This window comes from Atopobium minutum 10063974 (assembly GCF_000364325.1).
In the GTDB taxonomy this organism is placed as follows: Bacteria; Actinomycetota; Coriobacteriia; order Coriobacteriales; family Atopobiaceae; genus Atopobium; species Atopobium minutum.
In genome coordinates this window covers 232767-247471 of record NZ_KB822534.1, presented here as the reverse complement: position 1 = coordinate 247471, position 14705 = coordinate 232767, and the positions used below count along the sequence as shown (strand labels likewise).

The window sequence follows — 14705 nt, the reverse complement described above, 5'->3', positions numbered from 1 at the left end:
GCTGACCAACAAAGAGTATTTTGCTTATATAAGGCAGCTGTCACACAACAGCTGCCTTTTTGTTTTTGGGGGTTGCATTTTGATGGGGGTTGAGGGTGAGAAACTCTGTTGTTTAAAATGCTTCTTCGCACGTTTAAACGGTATATTTTTCTACCTTAGCGGTTATTTTTGTTGTTGTGAATTTCGCTCAGCGAAATACTAATTTATTTACTTTATTCAACCATTTATTCAGGTTTAGTACAGGTACTGTGTTCTCTATTTTCATCAACCACAATATATTGTCTTTTGATATCAAGCTCTATGCATGATTCATCTTTTTGTTAGATTTCGTTCAGAAAAATAAGGTCCATTACCTTACATCTTTTTTGCTACCTTAGTAGTGCATTGTCTTCACCTTAATTTTTATACTCATTTTGGAGGGGATTCTCATGCGTAGGAGGCCTGCGGTTGCCCGCATAGAGCGCAGAGGTGCACATACAAACTCAGTGAACAACATTTCCGCCTATCTTGATAGCATTCAGATTATGGAAACTGTTCATATTGGGCAGAGCCAGTTTTCTAGCCCTGTTGTAGTGTTTTGTGCAGAGCCAAGTTGTGAGTGTGAAATATATGCACGTCAACTAGCACACGCGTGGAGCGCCAAAGGGTATCCTACGTATGAGATTGATTGTACAAAAACGCCTAAAGACGAACTCCTTACTCATCTTAGGCATTATTGCAGTGAAGTTGAATGCAATAATCTCCAGCGCCCCCTTATCGTTATTACCAGCCTCATGCCTTGCGATGAGGCGCTTGCTCAGCGTCTTGGCCGGCTTATTTCTCGTCTTAGTGAGTAACTACAATTTTGTGCTCACTGTTGCTCCAGAGGCTTCTCAGGTGCTTTCTTATGTACAACATCCCGTTATTATTCACGGAAGTGATTTAGTAGTACAACGTGCGTATCTGAGCTCTTTTACAGATTTCATTAGTTTTTCGCAGGTGGAATCTGCGTTTGCTTATAGTTTTGGTGTGCCACAGCTCTTGCGTCCTGCTCTGGAGTATTTCAATAGACATCCTCGGCATGATGTCCCCATCGAATCACTGTACTGTCTGCGCGATGCAGTCAAGAAGCATATTCTCGATGGTTTTAGAGACTCTCTGATATCTGATGATAAAAACATGCGTCTTGCGATGTTTCTTTTAGGTGTAGGAACACTAGAGGATATCGATAAGGCAGTTGGCAAATCCTGTGGAGATATCTTTGCCTCGCTGTGTGATGCAGCACCATTTTATAACGCTTCAAGTTTTGATAAGACATTTTGTTGTGCATACCTTTTTAATCACAAAGTTCTTGATGGAGTAAGACACGAGTTGGCTTCATATGCGCAGCTAGAGCCAAAAATTACAAAACGCTGTATTGAGCTACTGCTTGAACACAAAGAGTATGCTCGCGCGATTAAGGTGGCAAGTTTATTTTGCGATGAACAAACTTGGCTTGAAGTTGCGTTGGGATGGCCCATAGAGCTTATAAATGCTGGAGAGGGGCGAGTGCTTCGCGATGCTGTTTTGCAGTGCGAGGATAATGCACATGTATTTGAGAGAGCTTGTGCCCAAGTAGCGCTGCGCGTAATTGATGGGAAATATGAGACTGCTCAGCAGGAGCTTATTTGTGTGCCAGCTCCATTGGGTTCTCGTCAGACGGAAATATATTACCAGCTCATTTGGTTAATGGAGGCATTGAAGCCAGCTGCGTATAGCAGTGATGCTTTGCAAGACAAGTATCATCAAAATGATGAGCATAACGAGAAGATCTCAGCTGTTGTGCCGATGTCACCGTATGCCGAAAAGGATGTGAAAGAGGCACGCGACCTGCCGTCTCAATCCGTGGTAGACGGAACATATGAGCTGGCACATGCCTTGTATGTTCATTGTTGTGTCAAGCAGCATCTGATGCGCGGTGATATAAAGAAGGCTTTTGCGGAGTTGCTCATCCAAGGCGTGCCTTCAAAGATTGCTTCCGTGACAGATGTGTTGCTAGCAATTGATTTTACAGCAGTGCAGCGCTTTGCTTCTGATCACGTGCTGCGTGCTGGATTTGTCTTGCAAGAGCGGGTGACTGAGTTTGCAGAGCAGACAGACTATGCGTTTTTGGCTGATCGTTTCAATATCGGATTGGATGCTTTGGCCGGTGCAACTGATCAGCTATCCGAGCTTGAACGTTTAACCAATAAGCTGATTTCTGCTGGTTTACAGCTAGAGGCTGCAATATTACTGGTTTGTGCTGCTGTTCAAAGCATGTATGAGAGCTCTCGTTTGCAAGCATATGTATTGCTAGAGCGAGCAGCCAAACTCTCAAATGAAGCAATGCCTTTTCTAAGCCTACACCTATATCATCTGCAAACGGCGTTGGATATGTGCATGGGTTCAAACGATACCAAGGCAGCAAGTCTTGCAAAGATTGAGAACCCAACGTCTAGTACTTGTGTGGAATGGCTTCTTGAGAAGGCTTATCTGAAAGAGGAGTCAAAGCTGATCGTTGCGGCAAACAGGCTAAAGAAGTATGCACTCCCAGAAGTTATGTTGCCGTTGCTGGCTGTATTGGCTAAGACTTGCGGAGAGTTGTCATCATCACTTGTGGATGCTATGCCTGCTGCGTGGTGTAACAAGATTGATAAGTTTACATCTGATCGTCGAGATATGCTTAAGAAGCATGAAAGCGATTTACTTCTTGCAGATGCCAAGCCCCACGAACTGCGGATTAATGTATTGGGAGAACTAGCAATGTATGTTGATGGCATTCCTGTTGCTGAGGCATCGTGGAAGCGCCATATGGCAAAGAATCTGGTAGCACTCCTAGCGGTAACGCCTGGGCATTCGCTTACACGTCTTCAAGCCACTTCTGCTTTGTGGCCTGATTGTGATTATGCACAGGCGCGTGATCGTCTGTATGTAACGCTCACGGCAGCACGACGAGCGGTAAGTATAGAGAATGGTGGCTGTCCGTTTATTTGTACGGGTAGCGGGAGGATTTGGTTAGCATCTGAGTATGTGACTATCGATATGGATGAGTTTGCACATGCTTGTCATCAGGTTTTCTCGGCAGAGTATTCCAACAAGCAATTGCTTGAGGAAGTTATGAACGTGTCAGCCATGTATACCGGTATGGTTTGTGTTATGGATGATGTGCTGGGCTTGTCGTTAGCAGCTCGGGAGGATACGGGCAAGCGCTTTATTGATCTGTGCTTGCTTGGGGCATATGCTGCGCTGTCCGAAAAGGAATTGTCGCGGGCAGAATGGCTGGCAGACAGGGCATATCGGGAGGATGACTTGCGTGAGGACGCCCTGAGAGTATTGCTTGAAGTGTATGTGAAGCAGGGGCGGGTGGCGGATGCCAAAGGACTCTTTACGAAATACGCGCGCAAGCTGTCCGAAGTTACAGGCCTGTCGCCATCTTGTGAGCTTAAGAGGCTGTTGCAAAGTATATTTGTGCGCTTTAATGCCGAAGAAGGTACAGATGATATGAACCATGGCTGCGGGCAAATCAGTGAAAGCCAAAAAGAAGCTACCGAGAACAGCAAACTAATTGAGAGCACTAGCATAAAGACCACATCTAAGAAAAAGTCTGTGGAAGAATTGGGAACTGATAACAAGGTCTCCGATTCCGATAAAACTGATCAACGCATGAGAAAGATACGACGCAATCCAGGCGATAAGGGAGACGGTGAGGGACTTCCCACAGCTCAGGCCAGTTAAAGCTAAGGAATATCCTTACTAAAGAGGACGGTTTGTGTTGCAAATGAGCATCATAAGCATGTCTGATAGTCTGCGTATTTATGGTGATGGGTTCTATCTTGCATGAGGCTTTATCTAATGATTGATAAAGTTACAGATTGAAGAATTATGTGCAGAGCATTATCCAAACGTTATACGCAGGCAAGGAAGTAACATGCCAGGTTTCTTTTCTAAACTACTTTCTATTGGTTCCGATAAAGAACTAAAGGAATTTGAGAAAGTCGTGGCGCGCGTTGAAGATCTGAATGAGCAGTTTGCGGCTTTAAGTGACGCCGAGCTCAAAGGTAAGACTGCTGAGTTTCGTGAGCGCTACGCACAAGGTGAGTCTTTGGACGATATGATGCCCGAGGCGTTCGCTGCGGTTCGTGAGGCGTCTGGTCGTGTGTTGGGCATGCGCCATTTCCCCGTTCAGCTTATTGGTGGTGCAGCCTTGCATCGAGGCATGATTGCAGAAATGAAGACCGGTGAGGGCAAGACGCTTGTTTCTACACTGGCAGGGTATCTGAACGCAATTTCTGGTAATGGTGTTCACATCGTTACGGTTAATGACTATCTGGCTAAGCGCGATAGTGAGTGGATGGGTCAGATATATCGTTACATGGGAATGAATGTTGGCTTGCTCCAAAATGGCATGCCACTCACGCTTAAAAAGCCTGCTTATCAGGCAGACGTTACCTATGGCACCAACTCCGAGTTTGGCTTTGATTATCTGCGTGACAACATGGTTACGCGTGCAAGCATGCGTGTTCAGCGTGGGCATAACTTCACTATCGTGGATGAGGTTGACTCCATTCTGATCGATGAGGCTCGTACGCCTCTTATCATCTCTGGTGCTGGGTCAAAATCCGCCAGTACGTATAAGGATTTTGCTCGTGCGGTTCGCGGCCTAATCCCTGAAGAAGACTTTGAGATGGATGAGGCCAAGCACACCATTGCCACTACCGAGCAGGGCCTTAAGAAGGTTGAGCGTGCTTTGGGAATCGATGACCTGTACGCTGATATTTCTGGTCAGCTGGTCAATCACCTACAGCAGGCGCTTAAGGCTCAGTATATGTTCCACCGTGATCAACAGTATGTTGTTACGGATGGCGAAGTTAAAATCGTTGATGAGTTTACCGGTCGTATTATGGAAGGTCGCCGGTATTCAGAAGGCTTGCACCAGGCAATTGAGGCCAAAGAAGGCGTGTATGTACGCGAGGAAAACCAAACACTCGCAACCATTACTCTGCAAAACTACTTCCGTCTGTACAAGAAGCTTTCTGGTATGACGGGTACTGCAATGACCGAGGATGCAGAGTTCCGCGAGATTTACAACCTGCCTGTCCAGGCAATTCCCCCTAATAGGCCCGTTGCTCGTATCGATAACGTCGATCTGGTATATCGCACAATTGACGATAAGTTCAATGCGGTTGCACAGGATGTTATTGAACGCCACAAGTCTGGCCAGCCTGTTCTGGTCGGTACGGTTTCCATTGAAAACTCCGAGCGCCTGTCTCGCTTGCTTAATAAGCGCGGCGTTGCTCACAACGTACTAAACGCTAAGTTCCATGAACGTGAGGCCGCTATTGTTGCCCAGGCTGGTCGTGAGGGCGCAGTAACCATTGCAACCAACATGGCTGGTCGTGGTACGGATATTTTGTTGGGCGGTAATCCTCAGTTCCTCGCGGATGACCTGCTTCTAGAGCAAGGGTTTGATCTTGAAGAAGTCAGCAATGAGCAAAAGCAGGCTGCTTTAGAGAAGGCACGTGAGATTTGTGCCATAGAGCGCGAGCACGTCAAGGATGCTGGCGGTTTGTGCGTTATAGGTACTGAGCGCCATGAAAGCCGCCGTATTGACAATCAGCTTCGTGGACGTTCTGGTCGTCAGGGAGATCCCGGTGAGACCCAGTTCTACCTCTCTCTCCAGGATGACCTCATGCGTCTGTTTGGTGGCGACCGCATGGACAAGATTTCCGAATGGATGGAGCGTGCGGAAATGCCCTCCGACGAGCCCATTCAGTCAAAATCTGTCTCCAAGGCCGTAGAGGGTGCTCAACGCAAGGTTGAGGAGATCAACTTCTCCATGCGTAAGAACGTTCTGGATTACGATGATGTTATGAACAAGCAGCGTCAGGTGATCTATGAGGAGCGTAATAAGATTCTGGATGGCAAGAACCTGACAGAGCACGTTGAGGAAGTTACCTACGATACCGTTGAGCGAGAAGTACAAAATTACTGTTCATCCGCAGTGTCCGCAGAGGATTGGGACATTGACGGTCTTCTCAAGTGGCTTGAAGAGCTCACGGGCATGCAAGAGCAGGATCTACCTGAGGTTTCTATCTCGATGGATAGCCAGGAAATTGTAGAGACGGTCTCCGAGTTTGTCTTTGGTGCTTACACAACCAAGGCTGCTCGCATTGGTGATGACATCATGGGCGAGCTTGCAACCCAGGTCATGCTGCGCGTTATTGACACGCGTTGGATGGCATATCTGCAAGAGATGGACTACCTTAAGACGGGTATTGGCCTGCGCGGATTTGGTCAGCGCGATCCCTTGATGGAGTATCGTAGTGAGGCATACCAGGCCTTTTCCGAGCTGGTTAGTACGATGTATGAGGACTTTATCCGTACCGTTTTGCGCATGGAGCTTGCGGTTGCACCTACCGCTCCGGCGGATGATGGTCTGTCCAATGCAACCTACTCTGGTCCTGCAGAGGTTGATGGTGATCAGGGTTCTCACTCTGCGATAAGCCAGGCTCGGGTTCGCAATCCGCAGGCTGCTGTCAATGCTGCTGGCAAACATATAGCAGCTGGGCAGGATAAGCCTCGCACGTACGTTAAGTCCGAAAACGACCCCTACGCAGGCGTTGGTCGCAATGATCCTTGTCCTTGTGGAAGCGGAAAGAAGTTCAAGAATTGCCACGGTAGGAATCGTTAATGATCGAAGTAACAGCAAGTCTGCTGCATGAGTTAGAAGAACGCCTGGCTCATGCGCAGCTGTTTTTACACATAGATACTTTGCAGCAAACGGTTGCCGAGCTTGAACGTGTGAGCTCGGCTGCTGATTTTTGGAATGATGCAGAGGCTGCCCGTGCAACCATGGAAAAGCTTACCCGTGCCAAGCAGACCATTGGGCGAGTAGCAGATATTACAAGCTGGCTTGAAGACGCGCAGGTTGCGTTCCAGCTTGCAGATGAGACAGGCGATGCAGCCTTTATGGAAGAAGCATCTGATCTTGTCGAGAAGCTCGAATCTCAGCTTACCGAGCTTGAGCTTACGAGCTGGTTTACTGAGGAATTTGACGCGGGCGACGCTATTGTTACCATCGTTCCAGGTCAGGGCGGACTTGAGGCTCAGGACTGGGCCGACATGCTGTTTCACATGTATCTGAAATACTGCGCTTCTCGTGGATGGAAGGTCACCATTAACGACGCACCTACCGCTGAGGTTATTGGCATTGATCGTGCGACCTTTACCGTTGCTGGAGAAAATGCGTATGGCATGCTCAGGGCGGAGCAGGGAGTGCACCGTTTGGTGCGCATCTCTCCTACGGATGATAAGAAACGCCGACAGACGTCTTTTGCTGGCGTGGAGGTCATTCCCGTACTGCCTGCCGATGTGGATGTACAGATTGACCCTAATGACCTGCGCATTGACGTATATCATGCATCCGGTCATGGTGGACAGGGCGTAAATACGACAGACTCTGCTGTTCGCATTACACACATGCCTACAGGCATTGTGGTTACTTGTCAAAATGAGCGCAGCCAGTTACAAAACAAGGCTTTTGCCCTGCAAATTTTGCGTAGTCGTCTGTATGAGCTTAAAAAGGCGCAGCGTGAAGCAGAGCTAGATGAGCTACGCGGTCCCAAGCATGACATCTCTTTTGGAAATCAGATTCGCAGCTACGTTTTGTATCCCTATCAAATGGTTAAGGATTTGCGTACGGGGGTTGAGACGGGCAAAGTGAGTGCTGTTTTGGAGAACGGCGAACTTGATGATTTTATTATTGGATACCATCGATGGGTAGCAGCTGGTAAACCAAGCTCTGGCACTACAGATATTGGATAAACATACGTTTTGTTTAAAGCACACATTATGAACTAATACATGCACCATAGGGGAGGCACAATGAAGCGTCATTATATTCACCGCAGCGATATTCGCGATGCATTTTTAATTATTGTGGGCTCCTTATTTTTTGCCGTAGGAATTGACTGTTTCCAAGTGCCCAATGGGCTTGCTGCCGGTGGCATAACCGGTTTGGCAACCATCATCCATGCATTGGGTGCGCAGACAGGACTAGAGATTCCTGTTGGTGCTCAAACGCTGTTGGCTAATGTCTTTTTGCTGATTCCTGTAGCACGTACTGGTGGTAAGCGCTATTTGATTCGTACCATTGCAGGAATTTTGTGTTCCAGCATTGCATTGGATGCTTTGGCTCCTGTTCTTCCCGTTTTGAGCAGCGGGGATCTGCTGTTGGCATCCATCTGGGGCGGGGTTATCACCGGTTTTGGTTTAGGTTTGGTATTCCGCTCTGGTGGTAATACGGGTGGAACGGATATCATTGCGCAGCTCATTGCAAGTCACAGTTCCTTCTCGGTAGGTACTGCAGCGATTGCTATTGATGCCCTGGTTATTGTGGTGTCCATCCCGGTTTTCTCGCTTAGCAATGCACTGTATGCAGTTATCTGCATGTTTATTTGTGGTCGCGTACTGGATTATGTGGTGGATGGTCCCTCAACCACGCGCGCCGCATACATCATTTCCGAGAAACACGAGCGTATTGCCAATGACATTATGTATGAGATGAAGCGTGGCTGCACGGAAATTCAGGCTCGTGGCATATGGTCTGGCAACAGCAAGCCCATGTTGTTTGTGGTGCTGAGCCGCGGTGAGGTTAACTTTTTAAAGTCTATTGTGGAGGACATAGATCCAGAGGCAGTAGTGGTTATCTCTGAGGTGTATGAGGCGTTTGGCGAAGGTTTTTCAGAGCTGGGAGTTAAGTAGAGCTTTTGGCTCTCTGTTGCGTGGCATTACCGCGCCATGCGCCACACGTAGGTTTTCTCTGCAGACAAAGTGGTGGATGTATAAGCGCGGCGGCTTTGGTAAAATAACACTCGTATCTGTACCTTAAACGCAGTAAGGAGCTCTAGTGGCAAACCATTTCGTCAGCGACGAGCGACGAGATGACGTAGCCGGAGCAGCTGTTCCATCCTCATCCGCAATTCCTGACATTGCGGCTGTGGACGCAGCACAACAAACTAGCTCTGAACCACAGGCTACTCATCAGGTCCCTACGTCTTCGAGCATTGGGGACATACCAGACATTTCTAACTCTCACCATTCCGCAAATGCACTGGATGCATCTAGTGTGCCAAGCATTTCGGGCGACACTCCAGGAGATCCAAGCACCTCGGATGCCTCGGATGCTTCGGAGGCCTTAGGTGCTTTGGATGCAACAACATCTCATGCGGATCAATCGGAAGCGATAAAAGAAGCTCAGCGCATTGCAACCACCGAGGGCTTTACTACGGCTTTTGCTCCGCTTACGTCGAGCAATGAGCCTGCTGAGCCATCAGTGCCGCGCTCTTCCAAGCCCGTCATTTCTTTGCGCAATGTCTCAAAGATATATCCAGCTCAGCCCAATAAGCCGGCTTTGCAAGATGTAAGCTTGGATGTCTATGCAGGTGAGTTTGTGTTCTTGGTCGGTCATTCTGGATCGGGCAAATCCACACTGTTGCGCCTGCTTACGCGTGAGCTTAAGGCCAGCTCTGGCCAGGTTATTGTTGCCGGTCAAGACCTTACCAACATGCGTAACTGGAAAGTTCCGTATCTGCGTCGTCAGATTGGTTGCGTATTCCAGGACTTCAAGCTTCTTCCCGGTAAGACCACTTATGAAAACGTGGCCTTTGCGTTGGAGTGCATTGGTAAGCCTCGCTCTGTAATACGCGCACAGGTTCCCGAGGTGCTGCGCCTTGTAGGCTTGGGCGAAAAAATGGACAGCTATCCTGATCAGCTTTCTGGCGGTGAGCAGCAGCGTGTTTCTGTTGCACGCGCTATGGTTAATCGCCCGCCTTTGCTGGTGTGTGACGAGCCAACCGGCAATCTTGACCCTGCAATCTCTCTGGGCATTATGAAGCTGCTTGAACGCATTAATCGCACCGGCACGACCGTTTTGATGGCAACGCATGACCGTGAGATGGTTGATTCCATGCGCAAGCGTGTTATTGCACTTGAGGGTGGCCATGTTGTCCGCGACCAGGAGAGGGGAGGCTACGGTTATTATGGGTCTATCTAACATTGGATATTCACTGCGTGAGGCCGGCAGCCACTTTCGCCGCAACTGGTCTACCGTATTTGGTGCTGTGGTAACGATTTTCTTGTCCTTGTTTGTCATTGGCCTGTTTGCACTTGGTTCCTCCATGCTGTCAAACATGGTGGGCAATGTGGAAGACAAGGTGACCATCCAAGCATTTTTGTCGGATGATGCGGATCAGACTGCTATAGAGGCACTTAAAACCAAGATCTCTAGCTGGGACAACGTTTCCTCTGTTGACTACAAGAGCAAGGAGCAGGCGCTTCAAGAGTACAAAGAAACCATGTCCAACAAGAATGCTGAGGCGGCGGTAGCAGCACTTGATGGAACCAATCCGGTTCCTGCATCGCTGGTAGTTAAGCTGGATGATCCTAAGCAGGTTAAGGCAACTGCCGATAAGCTCATTGCAGATGCTGATTTTGCATCCATTGCAGACGACAAAAACTCAGCTTCTGCTGTTGTGTACGGACAGGGTACGGTTGAGAAGCTCTTCTCGGTAACCAACTACATTCGTATTATCACCTTGGTGTTGGTAGCCTTGTTGGTATTTGTGGCGTTTGTCTTTATCAACAATACGATCCGCTTGGCAATTACTGCACGCCGTCGTGAGATTGCAATCGAGCGTTTGGTGGGCGCATCTAATGGATTTATCCGCGGGCCTTTCCTAACAGAGGGCGTGCTGGAAGCCCTACTGGGTGCTCTTTTGGCAATTGGTGCGTTGCAGATGGTGTTGTCCTATGCGGTACCTCGCCTTGAGTCCAACTTGTCCTTCCTCAACTTTACGGTATCTCAAACGGTTTTGCTGCAGATATACGGCGGTCTGTTGGGTGTAGGTATTATTATTGGTCTGTTTGGTTCGCTTATTGCTATGCGCCGCTACCTTAAGGTTTAGCTTTTACGTTGGCGCTATGCGTCAAAGGCTGGCTAGCATGCCAAGGATTTAAAAGCATGTCTCAAAGCGCTGCACCTCAGAGGTGTGGCGCTTTTTGAAAGTACAGGGTAAAGCTTTGAAAGGGGTCTTGTGGGCCGAGGCAAAAAGAAGCGCTATGGGCGCAGACAGCCAAGCTACACCAAGCGTAAGTTCCGTCCAACGCTTCAGGGAACGCTGCAGGTGTTACGCCCTGGTATTGCCCATATTACAAGTGATGAGGGCACGTTTAGTGTGGCCAAGCGTGGTTTGCGCGAGGGCATGGACGGAGATCTGGTGAGTTTCTCCGTTATCCAAAAAGGACCGGCTGATAAGCAAGCGTATGTCCAGTCTGTTATTCAGCGTGGTACTACGAGCTTTTTGGGCAGCTATGCGCAGATGCCACCACTTGGGGTTGTAGTCCCCCTGGATGAGCGCATCCAGCGTGATTTTCTTGTTTTGCCCAGCGATCATTCGGCTCGCACGCATAAAGTATCCGGAGGCGACATTGTGTCGGCTCGTATCATCAGTTATCCCACGCGCAGCGAACCTGGTGTTGTGACCATTGTCAAACGTTTGGGATCGGCAACAGAGCTTGATCTGGACATGGAATCTGTGGTGGCTTCATACGGCTTAGCCACAGCGTTCCCACCGGCAGTACTCGAAGAAGCACGCCAAGTTACGGCAGAGGTAGAGCAGGTTTTGGCTACCGAGAAAAGCCGGCGAGATATGCGCAAGCTGCTCTGCATAACCATTGATCCGAGCGACGCACGTGATTACGACGATGCTCTTTCTATTTGTGAGTTAGAAAACAACCAGTTCGAGCTGGGCGTCCATATTGCGGACGTAAGCCAGTATGTGCCCTGGGGATCCTCGTTGGACATAGAGGCGCGGCAGCGTGGCTGTTCGGTGTATTTGGCAGATCGTGTTATTCCCATGCTCCCGCCCAAGCTCTCTGAAGAGGTATGCTCGCTTATGCCCAAGCAAGACAGACTTGCTATGACGGTGTTGATTCGTCTGAGCAAGACGGGTGCGGTTTTGTCATGGGAGGCGTTTCCTTCCGCTATTCGTTCTCGTGCACGCCTGACATATGATCAGGCAGATGCATTGTTGGCAGATGAGGCCTGCTCCGAGCAACTAAGCTGCGACCCTGATTTACTTCCTTCTATCAAAAAGACCTTGTCTCTGCTCAACCATTTGTCTCATCAAAGGCAGCGCATTCGCGCTAAGCGTGGAGCGATTGATTTTGAGTCGGTTGAGTCACGCGTGGTGTTGGATGAGAAAAACCATCCAATCGGGGTAAAACTGCGTCAAAAAACAGATGCAACGTCGCTGGTAGAAGAGGCTATGTTGCTTGCAAATGAATGCGTTGCTCACACGTTGGATGAGGCAAACATAGCCTGCGCGTATCGTGTGCACGATGCTCCGCAAGCAGATGCATTGCTGGCTGCGGTGGCGCTATTGCGTGAGCTGGACATTGCCAAAGGTGCTTTGGGAGATTTGGTTTGTGTGGGAGATCCTCATGCAATCCAAGAGGTGCTTTTGTCTGCAGCAAACACTCCACAGGAGTACCTGGTAAGCTCACTGTTGCTTCGCGCGCAGTCCAAGGCGGTGTATGCTCCGCATAACCAGGGGCACTATGCTTTGGGCGCACCCGCGTATTGCCACTTTACGTCACCCATTCGCCGCTATCCGGATGTCCTGGTACACAGAGCACTTAAAGCATTGGGCGCAGGTAAGACATTTGAGGCATCGGAAATTGTAAGCACCGCAGTTCACACCCAGGCATCCACTGCTCACGACGCAAGGGCTTCTCGTCCACCGCAAACAGCGCAAAAGAAGGTGGATTTGCTGCCGCAGCTTTGTCGCAGCTGTTCTGAGAAGGAGCGGGTGGCCGAGGCGGCTGCACGCGCTTCTCAGCGAGTAAAGATGGCTCAGTATTATGAACAGCGTATTGGCGAGAAAACCATGGCTACCGTTACTGGATGTGAGCGGTTTGGTGCGTTTGTCACCCTGGATGCCGCCTATGCCGATGCTCTCATTCCCCTAAAGTTGTTGGGGGATGAGTGGTATATATTTGATGAGGCACACAGGTCTCTTACCGCGGAGTCTTCGGGGATGGTTTTGCATCCGGGCAGTCGTGTGGCTGTGCAAGTGCGCAGCGTTACGGTAGCGCGTGGACAAATTGATGTAGCGCTCATATCTCAGGACCAGCTTGGGTAATATAGTGTGCAGTGCCATTCTCGGTAGGATGGACAGTACACAAAACAAGTATCACGAAAGGAGCTCTTATGAGCCAAACACGCATGATAGACGAGCTCCTTCGAGCAGAAGGTCTTCTCGTTGAGGGCAAGTATGAGCAGGCAGATGCCTTGCTGTCTAGGCTTGCAGAGGATGCAGAGGAGTATGTAGATCGCAACTGCAAAACCACCGATGAGGTGCAATATTTTAGTTTTCCTACCCTGTTTGAGCGTTTGGCGTATCGCCGTGTAGAGAATGACCCCCGCGAGCTTCGCGAGATGGATGAGCCACTGGACCGTCTGTACTCGGACCTGGCGATGGTCTGTGTGCACGAGGGCGACTATGCGCGTGCAACAGAGGCACTTAAACAGGCGGTTCGTTGGAATCCCATGGACTGCAGTCATCGACTTAATTTGGCGGATTTGTACAACACAAACGGGGACATACAAGAGTATTTGGCGTTGACCTACTCGTGTTTTGAGTATGCAAGTGATGCGGCACATCTGGTTCGCGCCTATCTTAACTTTGCTGGGTTTTTTGGCAATACCAATCGTCCCCAGCTACAGGCGGCCTGTTTGAGGTGTGCACGTAGGCTTGATATGCCTTCTTCTGCTTTGGAAGCAGCGCTTGCTATGGTTGCCCGTACAGATGCAGATCCCGATAGCATTACGGACGAGCAGGCCCGTGCTCTGTTGGCGCAGGAAGGTTTGCCCGAGGGTGCCAATGCAGAGATTGCGGTAAGTTTGCTTATGGTAGCTTCGGATGCCGCCGCAACAGGCCATAAGGATCTGGCTACTACGCTTACGGTGCGCGCTCGCGATCTTATCGGCGCTCCTGCAGCTGCTGCGCTGATTGAGCTCATCCATCAAACTGATGCGGATGATGTGAGCGGCGCGGGCAACGCGGACAGTGCGGGCAACGTGAACGGCGCGGCTGATGCCAGTTCGGCTCGCCCTGGGAATGGAGAAAGTCATGCCTAGGCGTGAAAAAAAGATTCTTGCGAAAAATCGCTCGGCGCGCTACGAGTATTTTATCGAGGAAACCTTTGAGGCGGGCTTGGTTTTGCGCGGCACTGAGGTGCGTAGCCTGCGTGAACGTTCCTGCCAGATTACCGATTCATTTTGCCTGATCCGCGATGGTCAGTGTTGGTTGCATGGGGTGCATATCCATCCCTATAGCCACGGCAATGTGTGGAATGTAGATCCTGATCGCAAGCGTCGTGTGTTGCTGCATCGTCGTCAGATTGATTATCTTGACGGCAAGTTGCGCACCAAAGGAACAGCGCTCATTCCTCTGGAGTTGTATTTTGACGAGAATAACCGCGTAAAGTTGCTTATAGGTTTGGGTGTAGGTAAAAAACTGTACGATAAGCGCGCGGATATGGCTAAGCGTGACACAGATCGTGAGATTGCCCGAGCCCTTAAGGAGCGTAATCGCTACTAGGGGCGTTTCAAAGGTTGTCCTCACGACGTACTACTGTTTAACTGC

10 protein-coding genes and 1 pseudogene are annotated in these 14705 nt (G+C 49.5%); all 11 read left to right on the top strand.

What is annotated here, in order from left to right; all coding sequences use genetic code 11:
• Positions 1 to 428 precede the first annotated feature (428 nt).
• The 11 genes and pseudogenes from HMPREF1091_RS08430 (at position 429) to smpB (ending at position 14660) form a co-directional block, all read left to right on the top strand.
• A complete protein-coding gene (locus HMPREF1091_RS08430; protein WP_002564284.1) occupies positions 429 to 836 on the top strand; it encodes a hypothetical protein in 408 nt (135 codons plus the stop codon).
• A 10-nt stretch (positions 837 to 846) separates the two neighbouring features.
• Positions 847 to 3732: an AfsR/SARP family transcriptional regulator gene (locus HMPREF1091_RS07870; RefSeq protein ID WP_002564283.1), complete on the top strand. Its 2886-nt coding sequence runs from the start codon at positions 847 to 849 to the stop codon at positions 3730 to 3732.
• 193 nt (positions 3733 to 3925) lie between these two features.
• A pseudogene (secA, locus tag HMPREF1091_RS07865) lies at positions 3926 to 6482 on the top strand (preprotein translocase subunit SecA); the annotation flags it as partial.
• A 14-nt stretch (positions 6483 to 6496) separates the two neighbouring features.
• Positions 6497 to 6688, top strand: a complete 192-nt coding sequence (locus tag HMPREF1091_RS08600) for an SEC-C metal-binding domain-containing protein (protein WP_407918986.1) — start codon at positions 6497 to 6499, stop codon at positions 6686 to 6688.
• On the top strand, positions 6688 to 7821 hold the full coding sequence (gene prfB / locus HMPREF1091_RS07860) for a peptide chain release factor 2 (RefSeq protein ID WP_002564281.1): 1134 nt from the start codon (positions 6688 to 6690) through the stop codon (positions 7819 to 7821). Before HMPREF1091_RS08600 ends, prfB begins: the two co-directional genes overlap by 1 nt.
• A gap of 60 nt (positions 7822 to 7881) precedes the next feature.
• Positions 7882 to 8760: a YitT family protein gene (locus HMPREF1091_RS07855; protein ID WP_002564280.1), complete on the top strand. Its 879-nt coding sequence runs from the start codon at positions 7882 to 7884 to the stop codon at positions 8758 to 8760.
• A 145-nt stretch (positions 8761 to 8905) separates the two neighbouring features.
• The gene (gene ftsE, locus HMPREF1091_RS07850) at positions 8906 to 10051 is read left to right on the top strand and encodes a cell division ATP-binding protein FtsE (protein ID WP_002564279.1); all 1146 of its coding nucleotides are present in this window, start codon (positions 8906 to 8908) and stop codon (positions 10049 to 10051) included.
• Positions 10038 to 10961: a permease-like cell division protein FtsX gene (gene ftsX / locus HMPREF1091_RS07845; RefSeq protein WP_021736020.1), complete on the top strand. Its 924-nt coding sequence runs from the start codon at positions 10038 to 10040 to the stop codon at positions 10959 to 10961. The genes ftsE and ftsX overlap by 14 nt, the downstream gene beginning before the upstream one ends.
• Before the next feature lie 129 nt (positions 10962 to 11090).
• On the top strand, positions 11091 to 13199 hold the full coding sequence (locus HMPREF1091_RS07840) for a ribonuclease R family protein (RefSeq protein ID WP_002564277.1): 2109 nt from the start codon (positions 11091 to 11093) through the stop codon (positions 13197 to 13199).
• A 68-nt stretch (positions 13200 to 13267) separates the two neighbouring features.
• Entirely contained in the window at positions 13268 to 14197 is a 930-nt protein-coding gene (locus HMPREF1091_RS08595) for a tetratricopeptide repeat protein (RefSeq protein ID WP_002564276.1), read from the top strand.
• The gene (gene smpB / locus HMPREF1091_RS07830) at positions 14190 to 14660 is read left to right on the top strand and encodes an SsrA-binding protein SmpB (RefSeq protein WP_002564275.1); all 471 of its coding nucleotides are present in this window, start codon (positions 14190 to 14192) and stop codon (positions 14658 to 14660) included. Before HMPREF1091_RS08595 ends, smpB begins: the two co-directional genes overlap by 8 nt.
• The last annotated feature ends 45 nt before the right edge of the window (positions 14661 to 14705 follow it).